Origin of the sequence: Streptomyces caatingaensis (assembly GCF_001187435.1) — a bacterium.
Lineage (GTDB): Bacteria > Actinomycetota > Actinomycetes > Streptomycetales > Streptomycetaceae > Streptomyces > Streptomyces caatingaensis.
In genome coordinates this window covers 91,978-114,391 of sequence record NZ_LFXA01000011.1, presented here as the reverse complement: position 1 = coordinate 114,391, position 22,414 = coordinate 91,978, and the positions used below count along the sequence as shown (strand labels likewise).

The window sequence follows — 22,414 nt, the reverse complement described above, 5'->3', positions numbered from 1 at the left end:
AAGTTGGCCGAAAAGCACAGGACATCGGGGCGTCCCGCGGAGGCAGGCTTCCTGCGGCCGGGTTCCCGGCCGCCCGCCCGTACACCCGAGGAGAGCCGCCCGTGTCCGACGCCCGGCCCGTGACCGACCCCCGCCCGCAGCTCCGGGGCGCGATCGACCAGATGAACACCCTTGTGGCGGCCGTGGGGACCGATCGCCTCGGCGAGCGGACGCCGTGCGGCGACTTCGACGTGCGGGGGCTGCTGCGGCACCTCCTCGGCGCCTGGACGAAGTTCGCGGAGGGCGCCGCCGCCGGCGGGATCGAGCCAGGCCTGCCGTCCCTGCCGGAGGTGGCCGACGGCGCCTGGGCGGAGGTCTTCGCCGAGGCCGGCGCCCGGCTCGCCGCGGAGTGGGACGACGAGGCGCGGCTCGCCGGCCCGTTCAAGGCGCCGTGGGGCTCGGCCCCCGGCCGCGCCGCCGTCGCGTTCTTCGTCCTGGAGACGGTGACGCACGCCTGGGACCTCAACGAGGCGCTCGGCCGCCCTGTCGCGCTCGACCCGGAGCTGTCCGGCTTCGCGCTCGCCACGGCCGAGGCCGCGATCCCGGCCGAGGGCCGCCCGGGCGCCTTCGCCCCGGCCCGGCCCGCCCCCGAGGGCGCGGACGTGCACACCCGGCTGGCCGCCCGGACCGGGCGGGACGTGAAGTAGCGGGCCGCCGCCGGGCGCGGTTCCGCGGGCGCGCGAGCCGGCGGGACCGCGCCGCGGGGGCTATTCCCGGGCGGTCTCCAGTTTCTCCTCGGTGGCCGCGGAGCGCCGGTGCCAGGCGCGCGGGGCGCGCCAGTGGTACCGCATGGCCAGCAGCCGCAGGCCGCAGCCGACGAGGACGGGCACCGCGTTGGTGGGCCCGTGCAGCGCGCCCTGCCGCAGCATCAGCGCGGCGACCGCGGCACCGGCCATGGCCGGGACGGCGTAGAGGTCGCGGTCCCAGCGCAGCAGGGACGGCACCTCGTTCGCCAGGACGTCGCGCAGGACGCCGCCGCCGACGGCCGTCGCCAGGCCGAGGGTGGCGGACTGGGTCAGGCCCAGGCCGTGCCCGTACGCCTTGACGGTGCCCGTCACGCAGAAGAGGCCGAGGCCGGCGGCGTCGAAGGCGTTCACGGCGGTGGTGATCCGCTCCACCTCCGGGTGGAGGAAGAAGACGATGAGGGTGGCCAGCAGCGGGGTGAGGAAGTAGCCGAGGTCGGTGAACGCGGCCGGAGGGACGGCGCCGATGACCAGATCGCGGAAGAGCCCGCCGCCCAGGGCCGTGACCTCCGCCAGGACGGCCATGCCGAAGACGTCGAAGTTCTTGCGGACGCCGAGGAGCGCCCCGGAGATGGCGAACACGAAGATTCCGGCGATGTCCAGCCAATGCTGGACGGACGGCGTGAACAGGTCGGTGAGCACGCGACATTCTTACCGGCCGGGCGGGGTGCCCCCGTCCCGCCCCGGCCCCGCCCCGGAGGGGGTGTCCCGGGCGGGGGCCGCGTCCCCCTCCGGATGGTGGCACGCCACCACGTGCCCCGGCTCCGGCGCCCGCAGCGGCGGTTCCTCCGTCCGGCACACCTCGGTCGCCTTCCAGCACCGGGTGTGGAAGCGGCACCCCGCCGGCGGCGAGATGGGCGACGGCACGTCGCCCTTGAGCAGGATCCGTTCGCGCCGGGCGCGCCGCCGCGGGTCCGGTACGGGCACGGCGGAGAGGAGCGCCTTGGTGTACGGGTGGAGGGGGCGCGCGTAGAGCGAGGAGCGGTCGGTCAGTTCGACGATCTTGCCCAGGTACATGACCGCGATGCGGTCGGAGACGTGCCGGATGACGGACAGGTCGTGGGCGATGATGACGTACGTCAGCCCGAGCTCGTCCTGGAGGTCGTCGAGCAGGTTGACCACCTGCGCCTGGATGGAGACGTCCAGGGCGGAGACCGGCTCGTCCGCGACGACCAGCTTCGGCTTGAGCGCCAGCGCCCGGGCGATGCCGATGCGCTGCCGCTGCCCGCCCGAGAACTCGTGCGGATAGCGGTTGTAGTGCTCGGGGTTGAGCCCCACGAGCTCCAGCAGCCGCTGGACCTCCCGTTTGACGCCGCCCTCGGGCGTGATGCCCTGGAGGCGGAAGGGGGCGCCGACGACGGTGCCGACCGTGTGCCGGGGGTTGAGGGACGAGTAGGGGTCCTGGAAGATCATCTGGATGTCGCGGCGCAGCGGCCGCATGCCGGCGACCCCGAGGTGGGAGATGTCCCGGCCCTCGAACTCGACGGTTCCGGCGGTGGGTTCGAGCAGCCGCGTCACGAGCCGTCCCATCGTGGACTTGCCGCAGCCGGACTCGCCGACGACGCCGAGCGTCTCGCCGGCGCGCACGTCGAAGTCGATGCCGTCCACGGCGTGGACGGCGCCGACCTGCCGGCGCAGCAGCCCCTTGGTGATGGGGAAGTGTTTGGTCAGGCCCTCGACCTTGAGCAGGGTTTCCGTCATAGCTTGGGCGCAATCTCCTCGGTCCAGATCCGGTTCCGCTCGTCGGCGCCCAAGTGGCAGGCGAAGACGTGCCGTTCGTCGCCCGGCGCCGGCCGCAGTCCGGGCCGTTCGGTGCGGGTGACGCCGCCGGCGGGCAGGTCCGCGTAGGGGCAGCGGGGGCTGAAGGCGCAGCCCGGCGGCACGTTGATCAGGCTGGGCGGGGAGCCCTTGACGGGGATGAGGCGTTCGGTCTGCTCACGGTCGATGCGGGGCATGGAGCCGAGCAGGCCCCAGGTGTAGGGGTGCTGGGGGGCGGAGAAGACGCGCTCGGCCGGGCCGCGCTCGACGCAGCGGCCGCCGTACATGACGAGGACGTCGTCGGCGAGTTCGGCGACGACGCCCAGGTCGTGGGTGATGATGACGACCGCCGACCCGAACTCCTTCTGGAGGTCGCGGATGAGGTCGAGGATCTGCGCCTGGACGGTGACGTCGAGGGCGGTGGTGGGCTCGTCGGCGATGAGGAGGGCGGGGTTGTTGACCAGTGCCATGGCGATCATCGCGCGCTGGCGCATGCCGCCGGAGAACTGGTGGGGGTAGTCGTCCACGCGCCGGTCCGGCTGCGGGATGCCGACGCGGTCCAGCAGGTCGACGGCGCGCCGGCGGGCGGTGCGCCGGTCGGCGCCGGGGTGGTGGACGCGGTACGCCTCGGCGATCTGCGAGCCGACCGTGAAGTAGGGGTGCATGGCCGACAGCGGGTCCTGGAAGATCATCGCCATCTCACGGCCGCGCAGCCGGCGCACGGTCTCGGGGTCGGCGGAGAGCAGCTCGGTGCCGTCCAGCCAGATCTCGCCGGAGATGCGCGCCTTGCGGCGGCCGTACTGGCCGACGGTGTGCAGGCCCATGATCCCCAGCGAGCTGACGGACTTGCCGGAGCCGGACTCGCCGACGATGCCGAGGGTGCGGCCCTTCTCCAGCGAGAAGGAGAGCCCGTCCACGGACTTCACCAGGCCGTCGTCGGTGGGGAAGTGGACGCGCAGGTCGCGTACGTCGAGGTAGGGGGAGGACGTCACGAGAGCCTCACTCGGGGGTCGATCACGGCGTACAGCAGGTCCACCACGAGGTTGGCGACGACGACGGCGGAGGCGGCGACGAGGACGACGCCGAGGATGACGGGGAGGTCCTTGTTGCTGATGGCGGTGACGGCGGCCTGGCCGAGGCCGGGGAGGTTGAAGGCGCTCTCGGTGAGGATCGCGCTGCCGACGAGGGCGCCGAGGTCCATGCCGAGGATGGTGGCGATGGGGGTCATCGTCGAGCGCATGGCGTGCTTGCCGATGACCGTGCGTTCGGTGAGTCCCTTGGCGCGGGCGGTGCGGATGTAGTCCTCGCCGAGGACCTCCATCATGGTGGCCCGGGTGAGCCGCGCGTACATCGCGGCGAAGAGGAAGGCCAGCGCGACCCAGGGCAGGACCAGCCCGTCGAACCAGCCCGCCGGGTCCTCGCTCAGGGGTACGTACTCGGCGGTGGTCCAGCCGAGCCGGAACTTGAAGAGGGCGAGGAGCAGCAGCGCGGTGAAGTAGATCGGCAGCGAGACGCCGGCCAGGGCGGTCGTCATCGCGGCCCGGTCGATCTTCGTGCCCCGTTTGAGGGCGGAGACCACGCCGGCCGAGACGCCCACCAGCAGCCATACGACGCAGGCGCCGCCGGCCAGCGAGAGGGTCGGGGGCAGCCGGTCCAGGAGGATGGGCCAGACCGGCTGCTCGGTGCGGAAGGAGAAGCCGAAGCAGGGTGCCGGGCAGTGGTCGGTGGTGCCGCCGCCGGTGTAGTCGCGGCCGGTGAACAGGCCGGTGACGAAGTGCCAGAACTGCACCAGCACGGGGTCGCTGAGACCGAGCTTCTGGCGGATGCCCTCGATCGTCGCGGGGTCGGCCTGCTTGCCGACGTAGAGGGCGGCGGGGTCGGCCCCGGTGAGACTGGGGATGGTGAAGAAGATGAGGAAGGTCACCAGGGTGACCACGAGCAACATCACGATGACGGCGAACAGCCGTCTGACGAGGTATGCGAACACTGCGGTCGGCCCGGCGGCGGCCGGGCGGCCCCCGTCACCGGGGGCACCCGGCCGCCGCGCTCGGCCCTCACCTGCCCTTCGGGGCCTGGCGGCGGATGTGCCGGCGGGAGCGGAACGACGGTCGCCGCACGGTCACTTGACGACGCCCAGGGCGGCGTAGTCGTAGCGGCCGTTGTAGGCGTCGGTCGTGTAGACGTTGGTCAGCCGGGAGCTGCGCCAGATGATGTTCTTCTCGAAGGTGAAGGGCAGGTAGTAGGCGCCCTCCATGACCTTCTTGTTGGCCTCCTGGTAGATCTTCCCCGCCTTGACCGGGTCGGTCTCCGCGATCGCGTCGTCGATGAGCTTCTCGATCGCGGGGTCGTTGATCTCGGGGTAGTTCTGGTTGGCCGACTCCTGGATGAACCGCCCGTCCACGATGGGCTGGAGGTAGCCCTGGCCGCTGGGGAAGTCGGCGCCCCAGCCCTGGACGATGATGCCGTAGTTCTTGGCCTTGACGTTCTTGGGGGCGCCGATGACGGTCGCGTACTGGGCGCCGTCGTACGGGTCGACCTGCGCGTCGATGCCGATCTTCTTGAGGGACGCCTGGAGCGACTCGGCGGTGGCGACCTCCTGCGGCTTGTTGTTGCGCACCGCGATGGTGGTGGTGAAGCCGTCCGGCTTGCCGCACGCCTTGAGCTCCTCCTTGGCCTTGGCGGGGTCCGCCTTGCCCTGGGCGATGCCGTACGGGTCGTAGCCCTTCTCGAAGCCCTGGACGGCCGGGGGCAGCATGCCGGTGCCGATGTCGCCGCCCGCCTCGGGGCCGCCGCGCGCGGTCTGCAGCGAGGTGTGGTCGGCGCCGTAGATGACGGCCCTGCGGCAGTGGACGTTGTCGAACGGCGCGACGGACTGCGGGAAGGCCGCGTAGCGGATGAAGCCCGTCTGGGGGTTGTCGACGTTGCCCTTGGCGGTCTGGAGGGCCTTCTGCCGGCCGGCCGACCCCATGCCCGTGGCGTTGAGGTCGAGGTCGTAGTTGCCGGCGATCAGGTCGCTGTCCATCGCGTCGGCGTTGGTGGTGAGCTTGACGGAGATCCTGTCGGGCAGCGCCTTGCGGACGGGGTCGGAGTTCTTGTCCCACTTGTCGTTGCGGACCAGGACCAGGCTCTTGTTGGGGTCGTACGACTCGAACTTGTACGGGCCGCTGGAGAACGGCCGCAGCGCGTACTTCTCCGCCTTGTCCATGTCCTGCCGCACCGGGGCGGCCGCGGGGATGGCCAGCATCTGGAGGAAGTCGCCGTTGGGCCGGGCCAGATGGAAGACGATGGACCGGTCGTCCGGCGTCTCGATCGCCGACAGCCCCAGCTTGTCCTTGCTCGTGTCCTTGTAGGGGCCCTTGTACTTCTTGTCCGGGTCCAGGACCTGCATCAGCCAGGTCGGCCCGCCGGATATCTTGTCCTGGGCCCAGGTGCGCTCGATGCCGTACTTGATGTCCCGGCTGGTGACCGGCTTGCCGTCCTCCCAGGTGCTCCCGGGCCGCAGGGTGAAGCTGTAGGTCTTCTTGTCGGCCGAGATCTTCCCGGTGTCGGTGGCCAGGTCCGGCACGACGGCCCGGCTCTCGGCGCCGGGGCCGGGCTTGGGGGTGACGAGCGTACGGGTGTAGTAGCGCATGAAGTCCCAGGCGAAGCCGTAGTAACCCCGTTGCGGATCCCACGAGTCGGCGTCCTGGGTGGCGATGAACTTCAGCTCGCCGCCCTTCTTGTCGGAGGGGCTGGCGACCTTCCCGACGCCGGCGTCGAAGCCGGGCCCCTTGCCGCCGCCCCCGCCGCTCTTGCCGCCGCCCCCGCCGCAGGCGGTGACGCCGACCAGGGCCGCCACGACCAGCGTCGCACCGGCGACCGTTCTGCGCCTCGAAGTCCCTTGAGTGGTCAAGATGTCGCGACCTCCGTGGTCGGTGGTGGAGTGGTGGGTGACGGACCGCCGTCAGCGCGAGCCCCTGGGGTCGAGCGCGTCCCGTACGCCGTCGCCGAAGAGGTTGAAGGCGAGGACGGTGACGAAGATGGCGAGGCCGGGGAACACCATGAACATCGGGTCGCTCTCATAGGTGTTGACGGCCTTGGAGAGCATCTGCCCCCACGACGAGGTCGGCGACTTGACGCCGGCGCCGAGGAAGCTCAGCGCGGCCTCGGTGAGGACGTTGGTCGGGATCATCAGCGTGGCGTAGACGGTGATCGGCGCGACCAGGTTGGGCAGCAGCTCGCGGAAGAGGATGTACGTCCGCCCGGCGCCCAGGCTGCGCGCCGCCTCGACGTACTCGCGCTCCCTGAGCGAGAGCGTCTGCCCGCGGACGATCCGGCCGACGTAGGGCCAGCCGAAGAAGCCGATCACGGCGACGAGCACCGCCATCCGCACGCCCGAACCGCTCAGCCCCCACAGCTCGTTGGGGACGACGGAGACGAGGGCGATGATGAACAGCAGCTGCGGGAAGGCGAGCAGGGCGTCCATGACCCGGCTAATCAGGGTGTCCACCCAGCCGCCGAAGTAGCCGGCCACGATGCCGAGCACGGTGCCGATCGCCACGGCCACGACGGCGGCGAGGAACGCGACGAGGAGCGACACGCGGGCCCCGTAGACGACGCGGCTGAAGACGTCCCGCCCGTTGACGGGCTCGACCCCGAAGAGGAAGTCGCCGTCCATCCCGCCCCACGCCCCCTTCGGGGTGCCGAGCAGGGCGTCGATCCGCTCCTCGTGGTACTCGTTCGGCGGGTGGCCCAGCAGGTCCACGATCAGCGGCGCGAAGACCGCCACGAGGATCAGCAGGACGACCACGACGCCGCCGGCCAGGGCGAGCCGGTCGCGCTTGAGCCGGGTCCAGGCGATGCGCCAGGGCGAGCGCCCCTCGATGGCCTTCGGGGGCACGTCGGCGACGACGGCCCCGGCCGCGCTGGTGTCGGGAAGTGGTGCCGTCATCGCTGCGGACCCCTCTCGGCCGGGGCACCGGCCCACGCACAGGCCGCCCGCGGGGCGGCATGGTTGACATCACTGGGGGAAGTGGCGCTGTCGTGCGGCGGACCACCGGCGGGTCCTTGGAGCGGGAGTCTTCAACGCCCCCGCGATCACCCGCCAGCCCCGGTCCGCAAAGGATGCGCAACCGTGATGTGCGATGGGGGCTTCCGTTATCCGGAGCCCCGCCGGGGACGCCCCCGGGGGATCAGTGCGGGTATCCGTACCCCGCCAGCGGCGCCCGCGGCGCCCCCGTCTCCTGGCCGTAGAACGGCCGCGCGTGCGCCCGCATCCACATCCCCACGGGGTCGTACTCGTCCGACAGGGCGACGGTCGAGACGGGCAGCCCCTCCGGGGCGGCGCCGAGGGCCTGCCGCATCATCGACCGCACCGACTCCACGGCCCCCTCGGACGTGTCGTACAGGTCGAGCCCGATCGCCAGATACGCCGCGCCCACCGCGGGCTGCACCCACGCCCGCCGCAACGACCGCACGGCAGGCGTGTGTTGCGCGTGCCGCGCGAGCAGCGCGTAGAACTGCGGGATCTCCAGGACCGGTTCCGTGATGCGCAGCGGCCCGGCCGGCAGCCGGTCGAGTCCGCCGGCGATGCGCCGCAGGTCGAGCCAGGGGATGCCGACGCCGCCGCCGGGCGCGTGGGGGTTGAGCCACAGGCCCCAGCGGCCGGGGAAGAGGGAGGCGGCCAACGAGCGGCCGGGGACGACCTCGTGGGCCCGGTTCCAGCCGCTGGCGGCGAGCTCCCGCTCGGAGGTGACGCAGGGCGCGTAACCGAGGCCGTCGACCTCCATGTTCCCGTACTGGGCGTCGGGCGAGCCCGCGTGCCCGTGCCAGAGCAGCATCCACAGCCGGCCGTCGGCGACCGCGCGCAGCAGCGCCTCGTAGACGTCATAGCGTCCGGGCGCCACTTGGCGCAGCACCTGCTCCACGCCGCTCTCCGCGCCCGCGCTCACCTGACCCCGCCCCTTCTGCGGGCCGACGCGCACCCCGCGCCCGCCCCTTGCCTCACGGCGCGGTCGCGCCTCCCGTACGGTCGTCCAACCAGCTTACGAGCCCGCGGCGGCATGCAGGAGAGCAGTCAGCGGTCACGGTCGTAGAACGGTCCGACGCGGTCGCGCAGCCAGTCGACGACGGGATCCCGGGCGACGTCGAGGAGGACGAGCCGGACGGGCCAGGGCACGGGCACCTTGCCGAGGGCGCGGCCGAGGGCGTCGAGGGCGGCGGCGCGGCTCGCGTCGTCGGGGAGGTCGAGCTCGACGCCGACGAAGAGGGCGGGGGCGCCGCCCTCGACGCTCGCCAGCGCGCGGCGGGCGGTGCGCACCGCGCGGACGGCGGCGAACTCCAGCCCGGCGGCGGCGAGGAAGGCCGTCGGCTCGTCCTGCCAGTCGGGTTCGAAGAGGCGGACGCGGCCGCCGGTGGGCTCCCCCTCCAGCCGCAGCCGTCCCGCGCGGCACAGCTCGGCGACGGCGGCCGGGGGCAGCGGCGCGCCCACGGTGCCACCGGGGTTGAGCACGATGCCGGCCTGCGGCGGCAGTCCGCGGGCGAACTCGACGGCGGGCGCGACGGCGAACGGCATGTGGTCGCCGGCGCCGCGCAGGAACTCGGCGTGGGAGCTGAAGACGGGGACGTAGGCGCCGCCGTCGAGCTCCACGGTGGGCAGGTCGAGGTCGGCGCTGCCGGGCCCGCCGCCGTTGGGGAGGGGGATCCATACGCTGCTGCGGCCGAGGACCTCGACGATGCGGGCCCCGGCGCCGGGGTCGCCCAGTCCGGCGGCGAGGGTCCGCTCCAGTTCGTTGGCGGGCCAGTCGGGCCCGTGCTGCTCGGGGATGCTCATCCGTTCCAACCGTCGTCTCGTGTCCCTGGGGTCGCCCCGCGGGCCCGTGGTCCCGGCCCGGGGGCGGGAGTTGGCCCCGGGCGGACGCGGCGACCGCATCGCACCTTAACCGCCGGCCCTCACCCGCCGCCCGGCCGCCCGGCCGGGGCCGGGGCGCCGCCGAGGACGACGGCCCCGAGCGCGTCGGCCGCGGCGCGGTCGAGGAGGACGACGGAGGCCGCGCCGGCCGGGGCCCGGCCCGCGGCGGCCTCGCTGACGAGCCGTCCGAAGGCCCGGCGGTGGCGGGCGAAGGCGCCGGCCGAGACGGTGCGTCCCCTGGCGCGCTGGCCGGCGAGCGCGGTCTCCGGCGGCACGACGAGCAGCAGGACGTGCAGCCGCGTGCCGCGGCGGCGGGCCTCGCGGGCGAGGCGGCGGCGCACCCGGCCGGTCCGTCCGCAGTCGTGCACGATCACGCTCGCGCCGGAGCGCAGGGCGGCGCGCAGCCGCAGGTGGTGGGCGAGGCGGACGAAGGGGCGGTAGAGGCCGTACGGGAGGCGGGCGGGCAGGCGGCGTTCCAGGCGGGCGCGCGCGTCCTGGGAGTCGACGCGGACGACGGGCCGCCCGCGGCCGTCCAGCCCGGGCGCCACCCGCCGGATGAGGGTGGACTTGCCGCTGCCGGGCAGCCCGGAGACGACCAGCAGGTCGCCGGGCCCGTACCGGAGCAGGGGCGGGGCGGGCAGGGGGCCGCGCAGGTCGCGCACCGGCGCCGCCGCGCCGTCGTCCTGCGTCCGCACCGTCCCCGCCCTCTTCCCGCCCGCCCGTCGCGGTCGGTGTACCCGAACGCGGTAAAGGAAAAGTAATGCAATGCGATGGGGTCCGAACGGCCCATCGCACGCCCGTACGTGCAATGATGTGCGCGCCACCTGCACGACCAACTGCATACCGGCCGCTCGAATCCGCGCGGGAGAGTTCCGGCACGTCGCCGTGCCGGGCGCCGAAGGAGCAAGTTCCTCCCTTGAATCTCTCAGGCCCCGATACCGCACGGGCGAGGCAGATCTGAAAAGCGGGCCGCCGCGCGCGGCCCCACCCAAGGTGCAAGCCGGCCGCTCCTGACGGGCGTCCCGGTGAACCTCTCAGGTTCCGATGACAGATGGGGAGGCTGACTGAACGACGCCTCGCGACCGCCTGCCCGGGAGTTCCGTATGTCCCCTGAGAACGCCGCCCCCCGCCTCACCGCGCTCGACGCGCTGCACCGCGGCCTGGGCGCCACGATGACCGACTTCGCCGGCTGGGACATGCCGCTGCGCTACGGGAGCGAGCGCGACGAGCACGTCGCCGTGCGCACCCGCGCCGGCCTCTTCGACCTCTCGCACATGGGCGAGATCGCCCTCACCGGCCCGCAGGCCGCCGAGGCGCTCGACTTCGCCCTGGTGGGCAACCTCTCGGCGCTGGCCGTCGGCCGCGCGCGGTACACGATGATCTGCGACGAGCGCGGCGGCATCCTGGACGACCTGATCGTCTACCGGCTGGCCGACGAGGAGTACATGGTCGTCGCCAACGCCTCCAACGCCCAGGTGGTGCTGGACGCGCTCACCGAGCGGGCGGCGGGCTTCGAGGCGGACGTCCGCGACGACCGCGAGAACTACGCGCTGCTCGCCGTCCAGGGCCCGGCCTCCCCCGGCATCCTCGCGTCCGTCACCGACGCCGACCTGGACGGCCTCAAGTACTACGCGGGCCTGCCCGGCACGGTCGCCGGCGTCCCCGCCCTGATCGCCCGTACGGGCTACACCGGCGAGGACGGCTTCGAGCTGTTCGTCGCCCCCGCCGACGCCGAGAAGCTGTGGCGGGCGCTCACCGAGGCGGGCGCGGACGCCGGTCTGGTGCCCTGCGGCCTGTCCTGCCGCGACACGCTCCGCCTGGAGGCGGGCATGCCGCTGTACGGGCACGAGCTGACGACGGACACGACGCCCTTCGACGCCGGGCTCGGCCGGGTCGTCAAGTTCGACAAGCCGGGCGACTTCGTGGGGCGCGCGGCCCTGGAGGCCGCCGCCGAGCGCGCCGCGAGCGCCCCGCCGCGCAAGCTCGTGGGCCTGGTGGCCACCGGACGCCGGGTGCCGCGCGCCGGCTACCCCGTCGTCGAGACCGGCTCCGGCACGGTGATCGGCGAGGTCACCTCCGGCGCCCCCTCCCCCACCCTCGGCCGGCCCGTCGCCATCGCCTACGTGGACGCCGCCCACGCCGCGCCCGGGACGCCCGGCGTGGCCGTGGACATCCGCGGCAGCCACGAGGAGTACGAGGTCGTGGCGCTCCCCTTCTACCGGCGCGAGCGCTGATCCACTTCCTTACGTCCTCCCCTTCCGTCTCACCTGTCAAGACCCCTTGCACAAGCACCGTCCCGCGTACAGGAGAATCGACCCATGAGCAACCCCCAGCACCTGCGCTACACCAAGGAGCACGAGTGGCTGTCGGCCACCGACGAGAACGGTGTGGCGACGGTCGGTATCACCGAGTTCGCAGCCAACGCGCTCGGCGATGTCGTCTACGCCCAGCTCCCGGCGGCCGGTGACACCATCACGGCCGGCGAGACCTGCGGTGAGCTGGAGTCCACCAAGTCGGTCAGCGACCTCTTCGCCCCCGTCACGGGCGAGGTCGTCGAGGCCAACCAGGACGTCGTGGACGACCCGTCGCTGGTGAACTCCGCCCCGTTCGAGGGCGGCTGGCTGTTCAAGGTGAAGATCACGGACGAGCCGGCGGAGCTGCTGACCGCCGACGCGTACACCGACTTCGCCGGCTGACCCCGCCCCCTCCTCCTCGTCCAGGAAGAACTCATGTCGCTTCTGAACAGCTCCCTCCATGAGCTCGACCCCGACGTCGCCGCCGCAGTCGACGCCGAACTCCACCGCCAGCAGTCCACCCTCGAGATGATCGCCTCGGAGAACTTCGCCCCGGTCGCGGTCATGGAGGCCCAGGGCTCGGTCCTCACCAACAAGTACGCCGAGGGCTACCCGGGCCGCCGCTACTACGGCGGCTGCGAGCACGTGGACGTCGTCGAGCAGATCGCGATCGACCGGATCAAGGCGCTGTTCGGCGCCGAGGCGGCCAACGTGCAGCCGCACTCGGGCGCCCAGGCCAACGCCGCGGCCATGTTCGCGCTGCTGAAGCCGGGCGACACCATCCTGGGCCTCGACCTGGCCCACGGTGGTCACCTCACCCACGGCATGAAGATCAACTTCTCCGGCAAGCTCTACAACGTGGTCGCGTACCACGTCGACGAGCAGACCAACCTGGTCGACATGGAGGAGGTCGAGCGCCTCGCCAAGGAGCACCGCCCGAAGCTGATCGTCGCCGGCTGGTCCGCCTACCCGCGCCGGCTCGACTTCGCGGCCTTCCGCCGGATCGCCGACGAGGTCGGCGCGTACCTGATGGTCGACATGGCCCACTTCGCGGGCCTGGTCGCCGCCGGGCTGCACCCCTCCCCGGTGCCGCACGCGCACGTCGTGACGACCACCACGCACAAGACCCTCGGCGGTCCGCGCGGCGGTGTCATCCTCTCCACGGCCGAGCTCGCCAAGAAGATCAACTCGGCGGTCTTCCCCGGCCAGCAGGGCGGCCCGCTGGAGCACGTGATCGCGGCCAAGGCGGTGTCCTTCAAGGTCGCCGCGAGCGAGGAGTTCAAGGAGCGCCAGCAGCGCACGCTGGAGGGCGCGAAGATCCTCGCCGAGCGCCTGACGCAGGACGACGTCAAGGCGGCCGGCGTCTCCGTCCTGTCCGGCGGCACGGACGTGCACCTCGTCCTGGTCGACCTGCGCAACTCCGAGCTGGACGGCCAGCAGGCCGAGGACCGCCTCCACGAGGTCGGCATCACGGTCAACCGCAACGCCATCCCGAACGACCCGCGGCCCCCGATGGTCACCTCGGGCCTGCGGATCGGCACCCCGGCGCTGGCCACCCGCGGCTTCCGGGCGGAGGACTTCCGCGAGGTCGCCGACATCATCGCCGAGGCCCTGAAGCCGGAGTACGACGCGGCGGCGCTGCGCGGCCGCGTGACGGCCCTGGCCGCGAAGCACCCGCTGTACCCCGGCCTGAAGTAGGCCCGAAGCACCCGCTTCACCCACGGTCACGGGGCACCGCGCACACTGAGGAGTGCGGTGCCCCGCACCACGTGGGCCCGCGGCACCCGCCCCCGCGGCGAGCGGCCCGCGGCCCGTGACCGGGCGCACAGTACTGCCCGGTATCCGCGAAACGTCCCGCACACTGGAGTGTGCGCGACGGCTCGCGCCCCGTACCACCCCTCGTACCACCCCCCGACCCAAGGAGCTGCCACCGTGGCCATCTCCGTCTTCGATCTCTTCTCGATCGGCATAGGCCCGTCCAGCTCCCACACGGTCGGCCCGATGCGCGCCGCCCGCATGTTCGTGGGCCGGCTGAAGAAGGACGGCGTGCTGGCGCAGACCGCGTCCGTGCGCGCCGAGCTCTTCGGCTCCCTCGGCGCCACCGGCCACGGCCACGGCACCCCCAAGGCCGTCCTCCTGGGCCTGGAGGGCCACTCCCCGCGCACGGTCGACGTCGAGATCGCCGACGACGAGGTCGAGCGCATCCGCACCACCAAGCGCCTGCGCCTGCTGGGCGCGGAGATCGGCTCCGACCACGAGATCGACTTCGACGAGTCGGCCCAGCTGATCCTGCACCGCCGCCGCTCGCTGCCGTACCACGCCAACGGCATGACGCTCTTCGCCTACGACGAGAGCGGCGCGCCCCTGCTGGAGAAGACCTACTACTCGGTCGGCGGCGGCTTCGTCGTCGACGAGGACGCGGTGGGCGCCGACCGGATTGTCCTGGACGACACCGTCCTCAAGTACCCCTTCCGCACCGGTGACGAGCTGCTGCGCCTCTCCCGCGAGACCGGCCTGTCCATCTCCGCGCTGATGCTGGAGAACGAGAAGGCCTGGCGCACCGAGGAGGAGATCCGCGCCGGTCTGCTGGAGATCTGGCGCGTGATGGAGGCGTGCGTCACGCGCGGCATGTCCCGCGAGGGCATCCTCCCCGGCGGCCTCAAGGTCCGCCGCCGCGCCGCCGCCACCGCCCGCCAGCTGCGTGCCGAGGGCGACGCGCAGGCCCGCGCGATGGAGTGGATCACGGTCTACGCCATGGCGGTCAACGAGGAGAACGCCGCCGGCGGCCGTGTCGTCACCGCCCCCACCAACGGCGCCGCGGGCATCATCCCGGCCGTCCTGCACTACTACAAGAACTTCGTGCCCGGCGCGGACGAGGACGGCATCGTCCGCTTCCTGCTGGCCGCCGGCGCGATCGGGATGCTCTTCAAGGAGAACGCCTCGATCTCCGGCGCCGAGGTCGGCTGCCAGGGCGAGGTCGGCTCGGCCTGCTCGATGGCGTCCGGCGGCCTCGCCGAGGTCCTCGGCGGCTCCCCCGAGCAGGTGGAGAACGCCGCCGAGATCGGCATGGAGCACAACCTGGGCCTGACCTGCGACCCGGTCGGCGGCCTCGTCCAGATCCCGTGCATCGAGCGCAACGGCATGGCCGCCGCCAAGGCCGTCACCGCCGCCCGCATGGCCCTCCGCGGCGACGGCCGCCACCACGTCTCCCTCGACAAGGTCATCAAGACCATGAAGGAGACCGGCGCCGACATGAAGGTCAAGTACAAGGAGACCGCCCGCGGCGGGCTCGCGGTGAACGTCATCGAGTGCTGATCCGGCACGCCCGCCGAGGGCCCCGGGGCGGTCGCCGCCCCGGGGCCCTCACGCGTTCCGGAACTCCTCGTCCCCGGCCGACCAGCGGCGCATCGCGCGCCGCAGGGAACGCGGGTCGGAGTAGCCGAGCTGTCCGGCGAGGGAGGGGGAGAGGCGGCCGCCGGTGCGGCGGAGGCGGTCGGCGCGGCGGCGGCGGGCGGCGTCGAGTTCGGCGCGCCAGGTGGTGCCGGTCTCGGCGAGGCGGCGCTGGAGGGTGCGGCGGCTCATCAGGAGCCGCTGGGCGACGTGGTCGAGGGCGGGGGTGCCCTCGTCGAGGCAGGCGTCCAGCTCGCGTTCGAACTTCTCGCGCCAGTCGGCGGCGGGCGGCGGGGGCAGCAGTTCGGCGTAGCGGTGCAGGATGGCGCCCAGGCGCGGGTCGGCGGCGGGGATGGGCTCGCGCAGGTCGGCGGTGCGGAAGGTGACCGAGCCGCGGGCCTGGCCGAAGTCGATGCCGCGCTCGGCGCCGAGGGCCTCGGCGAGCGTGGCGTGGTTGCGCGGGGCGGCCTGGGCGAAGCCGACGTGCAGGGGGTGGACGGGGCGTCCGGTGACGCTCCGGGCGCGGGAGCAGAGGACGGCCATGGCGAACTGCTCGGCCAGCTCCATCTGGCGCGGTTCGCCCTCCCGGTAGTGGAACGAGAAGGTGGTCTCGCGCTCGTCCTCGGTCACCGTCGCCAGGCGGCCGTTGGTGGTGACGAAGTGCAGATAGCGGGTGCTGGTCTCGAACGCCTCGCCCAGGGTGCGGGCGTTGGCGAAGAGGTAGTCGAACAGGCCGAGGGCGCCCAGCTCGTACCAGCCGGCGATCGCGACGGGCGAGTCGGGCGTGCCCAGGGCCCGTTCGACCAGTTCCCACACGCGCATGGTGACGCGGGCGGGGATCATCACCTCGTCCTCGGTGAGCGCCCAGCCCGGCAGCCCGGCCTCCCGGGCCACGCGGTCGGGGTCGGCGCCGCCCGAACCGGCGGCGGTGAGCAGGAACTTCGACAGGACTATGGAGTCCTGCTCCCCCCGGGCGCCGGGGGCTGTGTGCGCGTCTGCCATGCCCTCCATCTTCGACGAAGGCTGGCACGTGATGTGCCACGGGTGGCACACCCGGTCCTATGCCCCGGCGCGTCCGGTGTCTCATGCTGGAGCGGTCCGGGCGCGCGTTCCGCCGCCCGTGAACGGTGGCCCGGAGTGCGGGCGGGTACGGGGGTCCGGCTCGCGCTCCCCCGCGTCATGCGACCGACGGCAAAGGAGGGGAGCCGTCGGGCGTCTGATGCCCCCGGCCGGTCCTTCTCCCGTGCGGCGTTGTCAGTGGTGCCGCGTACGCTCGCGGACATGGGTTACGCAGAACTGCGCGAGCTCCACAGCGCGCTCCACACCGCCACCGACATCGCCTACAACCTGGAGCCCACGCCCTCGGCCGAGGAGACGGAGCAGCTCCTGGACGCCCTGCGCCGGGCGATGGACGCGACGCGCGCCCTGGGCGCGGCCCACGGCGCCACGGGCTGCTCGCTGCATCCCCGGGGCGCCGTGGATCCGCTCTACGGCGACAAGCACGACCCGCTGCCTCCGGGCTGGGGCCGCTGTCTGCTGTGCAACGACAGCCGCCGCCGGGCCGGCGCGCAGCGCCGGGGCTCGCGCTGACCCGGGGCGGCCTGGGCGTGATCAGCCCTTGTTCTGGGACGCCCAGAACTCGTCGAAGGACATGAGGCCGTCGCCGTTGGTGTCCTTGGCGTTGATGACGGCCTGGGCCACCGTCTCGGTGACGTACGGGTCGCCGAGCTGCGCCATGGCGCTCTTGTACTCGGCGGCCGTGATGAAGCCGTCGCCGTCGGCGTCGAACCGGGCGAATATCGTGCGGGCTTCCTCGATGTCAGCCATGTGGGCCTCCCCTTGTGGTGCTGCGTGCTGTGTGCGCCGCGTGCTGATGTCCGGCACAGATTAGCGGCCCCGCGGGGCCTGACCGGTCACCAGATCCATGTAGCGGTCCCAGTCCCAGTAGGGTCCTGGGTCGGTGTGGGTGGAGCCGGGCACCTCGGCGTGGCCGATGATGTGCTCGCGGGTGCGGGGGATGCCGTAGCGGTCGCAGACGGCGGCGGTGAGGCGGGCGGAGGCGCGGTAGAGGGCGTCGGTGAAGTACTCGGGGCGGTCGACCCACCCCTCGTGTTCGATGCCGATGCTGCGGGTGTTGTAGTTCCAGTTGCCGGCGTGCCAGGCGATGTCCCGTTCGCGGACGAACTGTGCGACGTAGCCGTCGGCGGAGGCCACCAGGTAGTGGGCCGAGACCTTGGCCGCGGGGTTCTGGAAGATCTTCACGGTGTCGGGGAAGGTCTCCTGGGTGACGTGGACGACCACGTACTCGACCGGATAGGCGCCGGGTCTGGACGACACCGTGTAGTTGGCGGCGCTGGCCGGTATCCAGTGGGTGGGCGGGTAGGAGGGCCCCGGCGGCCGGGACTCGGCGGAGGCCGCGGGCCGGCCGACGCCGAAGGCGCCGGCGGCGGCCAGGGCCGCGGCGCCCAGGAGGGTCACGGCGCCGCCGACGGCGAGCCGGCGGGGCAGGGCGGGAACGGGTGAACTGTCCGAAGGCGCGTTGCCGGAGGGCGTCTCGTCCATGGGGTCTCCCGGGTCCGGACGTCGGAACACTCAGACGGGGACATGACACCCACCATCGGCACCGGCCGCAAGCACCGGCGCGCCACGACCTCCATACGGCGCATAAAAATAAGAGGCACAACGGATTAATTCATGGAATGCAAGGCGCGTGGCGCATCTCACCTTTGATTACCCTGAGTCAATGGGCGGGTTGCCCAGATATGCCCGCATACCGGCTTTGGCTCCGGCGCGTCCCGTCTGCCATAGTCGGTGGCACGACCCCCATTGACCCGGGCTCGGTCGTTCCGCCGCGGACCACACCCCACTTCCTCCGCGGCGCCATGAAGAGGCCCCCACCCGCCGTACTCCGGCGGACAGGGGCCTCTTGGCGTACCGGGCGTCAGCGGTCGGCGACGCGCATCTCGCACCAGACCGTCTTGCCCCGGGCCAGCAGGTCCACACCCCAGCGGTCGGACAGCCGGTCGACGAGGAACAGCCCGCGGCCGTTGGTGTCCGTCACACGCACCGGCAGCAGGCACGGGAGCCCCCGGGAGGGGTCGCGCACCTCCACGCGCACCCAGCCCCGCCGGCGGGCCATCCGCAGCCCGAAGTGGCGGGCCCCGGTGTGCTGTACGGCGTTGCCCACGAGCTCGGAGACCAGCAGCACCGCCTGCTCGGCCAGCTGCGCCGACAGGCCCCACTGCGTCACCACCACACAGCGCGTCAGCCGCCGCGCCGCGACCGTGGACTCCGGGCAGGAGGGCAGCCGGACCTCGCCGAGCGTGGGATCGCCGTACCGTTCGAGCGCCTTGAGCGCCAGTTCCTCGTCAACGGCCGGGGTCCACCGCGCCGCGGCCGTGGCCGCCGCCTGCCGTGGCCGCTCCGTTCCCTCCAGACCCGCCATGCCCCCCATGATGGCGGCCGAACGGCCCCCGGGGAGTGGAACCTTCGGATTCGGTTTTCCGGAAGCGATCCCTCCAGGGCCCCGCGCCGACATATGCCAGCGGCCGTCCCACCTCTGGCAAACCCCAACTGACCTGCGGCGACCGGGAAAAGCCGACCGGTCGGCGGAGGGTCGCGAGGAGGTCGCCCGAAGGGGTCGGCGCCGCCCGTGGAATTCCCCCACAAGAGGCAATGGGCCGGACGCCCCCCGCCGGGACCGTCCGGCCCGCGGCCGTCAATTCGCGCCCGCGCGGCGCGACTTCGCCTCCGCCTCAGACGAACTTGGCCTTGCCGGGACCGTCCTCGACGAAGCTGCGCATGCCGATCTCGCGGTCCTCGGTGGCGAACAGGCCCGCAAACCAGTTGCGTTCGATGGCGAGCCCGGTGTCGATGTCCGTCTCCAGCCCGGTGTCCACCGCCTCCTTCGCGGCCCGCAGCGCGATGGCCGGACCGGCGGCCAGCTTCGCGGCCCAGGCGTGCGCCTGCTCGTACACCTCGGCGGCGGGGACGACGCGGTCCACCAGACCGAGCGCGAGCGCCTCGTCCGCCTTCACCTGACGACCGGTGAAGATGAGGTCCTTGGCGCGGGAGGGACCGATGAGCCGCGCGAGGCGCTGGGTGCCGCCCGCGCCCGGGATGAGGCCGAGCAGGATCTCCGGCTGGCCCAGCCTGGCGTTGTCGGCGGCGACGCGGAAGTCCGCGCAGAGCGCCAGTTCGCAGCCGCCGCCCAGGGCGTAGCCGGTGACGGCGGCGACGACGGGCTTGGGGATGCGCGCGACGGCGGTGAAGGCGTCCTGCAGGGCGCGGGACCGGGCGATCATGCCGGCGTGGTCCATGTCCCGCATCTCCTTGATGTCCGCGCCGGCGGCGAACACCTTCTCCCCGCCCCAGATCACGACCGCGCGCACGTCGGCGCGGCGGGTCAGCTCCCCGGCCACCTCGGACAGCCGGTCCTGGGTGGCGATGTCCAGCGCGTTCATCGGCGGACGGTCGAGCCGGACGGTGCCGACGCCCTCCGCGACCTCTAGATGCACAGTCATGGCGCCAGGTTAGACGCGCGGGTGCGGCGGCGGCCCGGTGCGTCGCGTCACACGCACCGGGCCGCCGCCGCACCCGCGAGGGGTCAGCCGTTCTTCGTCCACTCCGGCCAGGGCATGTTCCAGCCGTTGAGGCCGTTCTCCGGCTGGATCGTCCTGTCGGGGGAGTTCTTGACCACGACGACGTCACCGATCAGGGAGTTCTTGAAGAACCAGGCGCCGGGGGCCGACGGGTCCCCGCCGCCGCGCTGGTCCTCCAGGCCGACGCAGCCGTGGCTGGCGTTGACGGAGCCGAACGTGTCCGAGCCCGACCAGTAGTTGCCGTGGATGAACGTGCCGGAGGTGGACAGGCGCATCGCGTGCGGCACGTCCTTGATGTCGTACTCGCCGCCGAAGCCGACCGTGTCGCCGTTCATCCGGGTCACGTCGTACTTCTCGCTGATGACCATCTGACCGTTGTAGGTCGAGTGGCCGGGGGCGCCGGCGGATATCGGGACGGTCCTGAGGACCTTCCCGTCGCGCTCGACCTTCATGGTGTGCGTGCGCACGTCCACGGTGCTGACCTGGCGGCGGCCGACGGTGAACCGCACGGTCTTCTTCTGCTTGCCGTAGACGCCCGGACGGCCCTCGACCCCGTCGAGATCGAGGCTCAGCGTCACCTTGGTGCCGGCGGCCCAGTACTTCTCGGGGCGGAAGTCGAGGCGGTCGTTGCCGAACCAGTGGGGCCGTATCTCGACGGCCGGCTCGGCGGTCACCTTGACCGCGCGCTCGACGGCCTTCGGGTCGGTGATGCCCCGGCTGAAGGTGAGCGAGACCGGCATGCCCACGCCGACGGTGCTGCCGTCCTCGGGCGTGAAGTAGGCGGCGAAGGTGTTCTGCGGGGTGAGGGTGGTGAAGCTGACGTGCTTGGCGGATGCGCGGCCCTCGTCGTCCTTGGCTATCGCGTCCACCGTGTACTTGGTGCCGGCGGCCAGATGGGTCGAGGGCTCCCAGCCGGACCCGCCGCCCGTCATCCGGCCCTCGACGGCCGCGCCCTTGTCGTCGGCGACCTTGACGGAGGCCAGAGTCCCCTTCTCCGCCGTGACCTTGAGCGCGCCGCTCGTCCGCACGTCCTTCGCGCCGTCCTTGACGGCTATGGACACCACGGCCCGCGACGGCCCGTCGGCGGGCTTCGCGCCGGCCTTCTTCGCGGCGCCGGATCCCCCTCCGTCACCGCCGCAGGCACTGGTGACGGTCAGCACCGTGCCGAGCAGCACGGCGGACAGCACACTCCGGCGGCCTCTCGACCTGGTTCTCCCGGATATCGGCTGCACGTTCACTACGGTTGTCTCCTATCGCACGGCCCGCCGCGACGCGGCGCCCCCGAAGCGCGGCATCCGCGCATGGCGATAGATAACCATACGCATCGGACACGTCCGGCCCCGTGATGGTCACCGTTGCATTCCAACCGGCCCCGGCGCGCCGGGCATACGGTGCCGACCGGGTCAATCCACCCCCAGCGCGGAGCCCGCGCGCCACTGTTCCCAGGTCAGGTTCCAGCCACCGAGCCCGTTGTCCGCGAGGGCCCTGCGCTGCCCGGAGTTGATCACCCGCACCAGGTCCCCGACGAGTGAGGCGCCGTAGAACCAGCCGGCCGGGGTGGCCGCCCCGCCGGGGTCGGTGTCGCGCAGGCCCACGCAGCCGTGGCTGACGTTGCTGACCCCGAACACCCTCGGCGGCGCCCAGTAGTTGCCGTGCAGGAAGGTGCCGCTGTCGGTCAGCCGCATGGCGTGCGGCACGTCCGTGATGTCGTACTCGCCGCCGAAGCCGACCGTGCCGCCGTTCATCCGGGTCACCTCGGACTTCTCGCTGATGACCATCGCCCCCGCGTACGTCTCGCGGCCGGGGCCGCCGGCCGTGACGGGCAGCGTCCGCAGCGTCCGCCCGCCGCGCACCACCTTCAGGGTGTGCGCGGCGGCGTCCACCGTGCTCACCTGGTCGCGGCCCACGAAGAAGACGGACTTGTGGCGTTGCAGCCCGTAGACGCCGGGCGCCGCCCGCACGTCGCGCAGCCGCAGGTCGACGGTGACCCGGCTGCCCGGGGCCCAGCGCCGGCGCGGCCGGAAGTCCAGCCGCGAGGGCCCGAACCAGTGCCCGGACACCTCCGTGACGGGCCGCGAGGTGATGCGGACGGCCCGCTCGACCGCGGCCCGGTCGGCCACCGGACGGCTGAAGGCGAACGAGACGATCATGCCCGTGCCGACCGTGGCGCCGGGGGCCGGGACGAAGGACGCGGTGAAGCGGTGCTCGGGCACGTAGGTCCTGAACTCGCTGTGCCGCACGGTCCGGTGGCCGGCCGCGTCCCGGGCGACGGCGTCGACGGTGTAGCGGGCGGCCAGCGCGACGGGGCCCTTGGGGTACCAGCTGTGCCCGTCCGGCGCGATGCGCCCCTTGACCGCCCTGCGGACGCCGTCGCGGATCCGCACCGCGCGCACCTTCTCCAGCCGGCCCGCCCGCACCCGCACCTCGAACCGGTCGGCCGCGCGGACGCCGCGCGCGCCGTCGCGCGGCAGCACGCGGATCAGCGCCGGGGCCGGGCGCGGGTCGTCCACGGGCGCCGTGGACGACGGCACGGGCCGCGGGGCCTCCCCCGCGGCGCACCCGCAGAGCACGGCGAGGACGGTGAGCGCGCACAGCCCGCGGAGGGAACGCGAAAGAGTGCGCGGAAGGGCACAGGGAAGGGCAAATCCTGTCACACCCGTCCCAACGACACGGCCCCTCCCGGGAAACGACAGGGCACTC

22 protein-coding genes and 2 riboswitches are annotated in these 22,414 nt (G+C 72.8%); of the genes, 6 read left to right on the top strand and 16 right to left on the bottom strand.

All coding sequences use genetic code 11. The features are described from left to right. The first annotated feature begins 101 nt into the window (after positions 1–101). Positions 102–686 (top strand): TIGR03086 family metal-binding protein, encoded by a 585-nt coding sequence (locus AC230_RS17965; protein WP_078871348.1) that lies wholly within the window; start codon positions 102–104, stop codon positions 684–686. Between the two features lie 60 nt (positions 687–746). Here AC230_RS17965 and AC230_RS17960 read toward each other — a convergent pair whose 3' ends face one another. The 9 genes from AC230_RS17960 to AC230_RS17920 form a co-directional block, all read right to left on the bottom strand. Beyond that, complete coding sequence (locus tag AC230_RS17960) at positions 747–1,424, bottom strand: trimeric intracellular cation channel family protein (protein WP_049717293.1); 678 nt, start codon at positions 1,422–1,424, stop codon at positions 747–749. Positions 1,425–1,433: 9 nt separating this feature from the next. Beyond that, positions 1,434–2,483, bottom strand: coding sequence for an ABC transporter ATP-binding protein (locus AC230_RS17955; RefSeq protein WP_049717292.1), 1,050 nt, complete (start codon positions 2,481–2,483; stop codon positions 1,434–1,436). Beyond that, positions 2,480–3,532: an ABC transporter ATP-binding protein gene (locus tag AC230_RS17950; RefSeq protein WP_049717291.1), complete on the bottom strand. Its 1,053-nt coding sequence runs from the start codon at positions 3,530–3,532 to the stop codon at positions 2,480–2,482. Before AC230_RS17950 ends, AC230_RS17955 begins: the two co-directional genes overlap by 4 nt. Next, positions 3,529–4,527 (bottom strand): ABC transporter permease, encoded by a 999-nt coding sequence (locus AC230_RS17945; protein ID WP_049717290.1) that lies wholly within the window; start codon positions 4,525–4,527, stop codon positions 3,529–3,531. Before AC230_RS17945 ends, AC230_RS17950 begins: the two co-directional genes overlap by 4 nt. A 132-nt stretch (positions 4,528–4,659) precedes the next feature. Next, positions 4,660–6,432, bottom strand: coding sequence for an ABC transporter substrate-binding protein (locus tag AC230_RS17940; RefSeq protein WP_049717289.1), 1,773 nt, complete (start codon positions 6,430–6,432; stop codon positions 4,660–4,662). A gap of 51 nt (positions 6,433–6,483) precedes the next feature. Next, a complete protein-coding gene (locus AC230_RS17935) occupies positions 6,484–7,470 on the bottom strand; it encodes an ABC transporter permease (RefSeq protein WP_049717288.1) in 987 nt (328 codons plus the stop codon). A 241-nt stretch (positions 7,471–7,711) separates the two neighbouring features. Then, positions 7,712–8,470, bottom strand: coding sequence for an enhanced serine sensitivity protein SseB C-terminal domain-containing protein (locus AC230_RS17930; RefSeq protein WP_241833267.1), 759 nt, complete (start codon positions 8,468–8,470; stop codon positions 7,712–7,714). A 125-nt stretch (positions 8,471–8,595) separates the two neighbouring features. Beyond that, on the bottom strand, positions 8,596–9,351 hold the full coding sequence (locus AC230_RS17925) for an enhanced serine sensitivity protein SseB (protein ID WP_049717287.1): 756 nt from the start codon (positions 9,349–9,351) through the stop codon (positions 8,596–8,598). Between the two features lie 119 nt (positions 9,352–9,470). Next, the gene (locus AC230_RS17920) at positions 9,471–10,124 is read right to left on the bottom strand and encodes an AAA family ATPase (RefSeq protein ID WP_049717286.1); all 654 of its coding nucleotides are present in this window, start codon (positions 10,122–10,124) and stop codon (positions 9,471–9,473) included. A 157-nt stretch (positions 10,125–10,281) separates the two neighbouring features. Next, positions 10,282–10,380, top strand: a riboswitch (glycine riboswitch). Next, positions 10,381–10,490: riboswitch (glycine riboswitch) on the top strand. Between the two features lie 42 nt (positions 10,491–10,532). Here AC230_RS17920 and gcvT point away from each other — a divergent pair. From gcvT to AC230_RS17900, 4 genes are all read left to right on the top strand, one after another. Continuing rightward, complete coding sequence (gcvT, locus tag AC230_RS17915) at positions 10,533–11,663, top strand: glycine cleavage system aminomethyltransferase GcvT (RefSeq protein WP_049717285.1); 1,131 nt, start codon at positions 10,533–10,535, stop codon at positions 11,661–11,663. An 84-nt stretch (positions 11,664–11,747) separates the two neighbouring features. After that, the gene (gcvH, locus tag AC230_RS17910) at positions 11,748–12,125 is read left to right on the top strand and encodes a glycine cleavage system protein GcvH (protein WP_049717284.1); all 378 of its coding nucleotides are present in this window, start codon (positions 11,748–11,750) and stop codon (positions 12,123–12,125) included. Between the two features lie 33 nt (positions 12,126–12,158). Continuing rightward, positions 12,159–13,421 carry a serine hydroxymethyltransferase gene (gene glyA / locus AC230_RS17905; protein ID WP_049717283.1) on the top strand — a complete coding sequence of 421 codons (1,263 nt, stop codon included), beginning with the start codon at positions 12,159–12,161 and terminating at the stop codon, positions 13,419–13,421. Between the two features lie 234 nt (positions 13,422–13,655). Further along, positions 13,656–15,038, top strand: coding sequence for an L-serine ammonia-lyase (locus tag AC230_RS17900; protein ID WP_049717282.1), 1,383 nt, complete (start codon positions 13,656–13,658; stop codon positions 15,036–15,038). A gap of 48 nt (positions 15,039–15,086) precedes the next feature. Here AC230_RS17900 and AC230_RS17895 read toward each other — a convergent pair whose 3' ends face one another. Then, on the bottom strand, positions 15,087–16,115 hold the full coding sequence (locus AC230_RS17895; RefSeq protein WP_049717281.1) for an AraC family transcriptional regulator ligand-binding domain-containing protein: 1,029 nt from the start codon (positions 16,113–16,115) through the stop codon (positions 15,087–15,089). A gap of 279 nt (positions 16,116–16,394) precedes the next feature. Here AC230_RS17895 and AC230_RS17890 point away from each other — a divergent pair, with 279 nt between their 5' ends. Further along, positions 16,395–16,703, top strand: a complete 309-nt coding sequence (locus AC230_RS17890; RefSeq protein WP_049717280.1) for a hypothetical protein — start codon at positions 16,395–16,397, stop codon at positions 16,701–16,703. Between the two features lie 21 nt (positions 16,704–16,724). On the opposite strand, the gene AC230_RS17885 is transcribed toward AC230_RS17890, so the two are convergent. The 6 genes from AC230_RS17885 to AC230_RS17860 all read right to left on the bottom strand — a co-directional run bounded on the left by AC230_RS17885 (position 16,725) and on the right by AC230_RS17860 (position 22,245). Continuing rightward, entirely contained in the window at positions 16,725–16,940 is a 216-nt protein-coding gene (locus AC230_RS17885) for an EF-hand domain-containing protein (protein ID WP_049717279.1), read from the bottom strand. A 60-nt stretch (positions 16,941–17,000) separates the two neighbouring features. Further along, entirely contained in the window at positions 17,001–17,675 is a 675-nt protein-coding gene (locus AC230_RS17880; RefSeq protein ID WP_049717278.1) for an N-acetylmuramoyl-L-alanine amidase, read from the bottom strand. Between the two features lie 379 nt (positions 17,676–18,054). Next, on the bottom strand, positions 18,055–18,558 hold the full coding sequence (locus AC230_RS17875) for an ATP-binding protein (protein ID WP_049717478.1): 504 nt from the start codon (positions 18,556–18,558) through the stop codon (positions 18,055–18,057). A gap of 310 nt (positions 18,559–18,868) precedes the next feature. After that, positions 18,869–19,636 (bottom strand): enoyl-CoA hydratase/isomerase family protein, encoded by a 768-nt coding sequence (locus tag AC230_RS17870; RefSeq protein WP_049717277.1) that lies wholly within the window; start codon positions 19,634–19,636, stop codon positions 18,869–18,871. Between the two features lie 83 nt (positions 19,637–19,719). Beyond that, a complete protein-coding gene (locus AC230_RS17865) occupies positions 19,720–20,952 on the bottom strand; it encodes a L,D-transpeptidase (protein WP_049717276.1) in 1,233 nt (410 codons plus the stop codon). Between the two features lie 165 nt (positions 20,953–21,117). Continuing rightward, positions 21,118–22,245 (bottom strand): L,D-transpeptidase, encoded by a 1,128-nt coding sequence (locus AC230_RS17860; protein ID WP_241833266.1) that lies wholly within the window; start codon positions 22,243–22,245, stop codon positions 21,118–21,120. Positions 22,246–22,414: the final 169 nt, after the last annotated feature.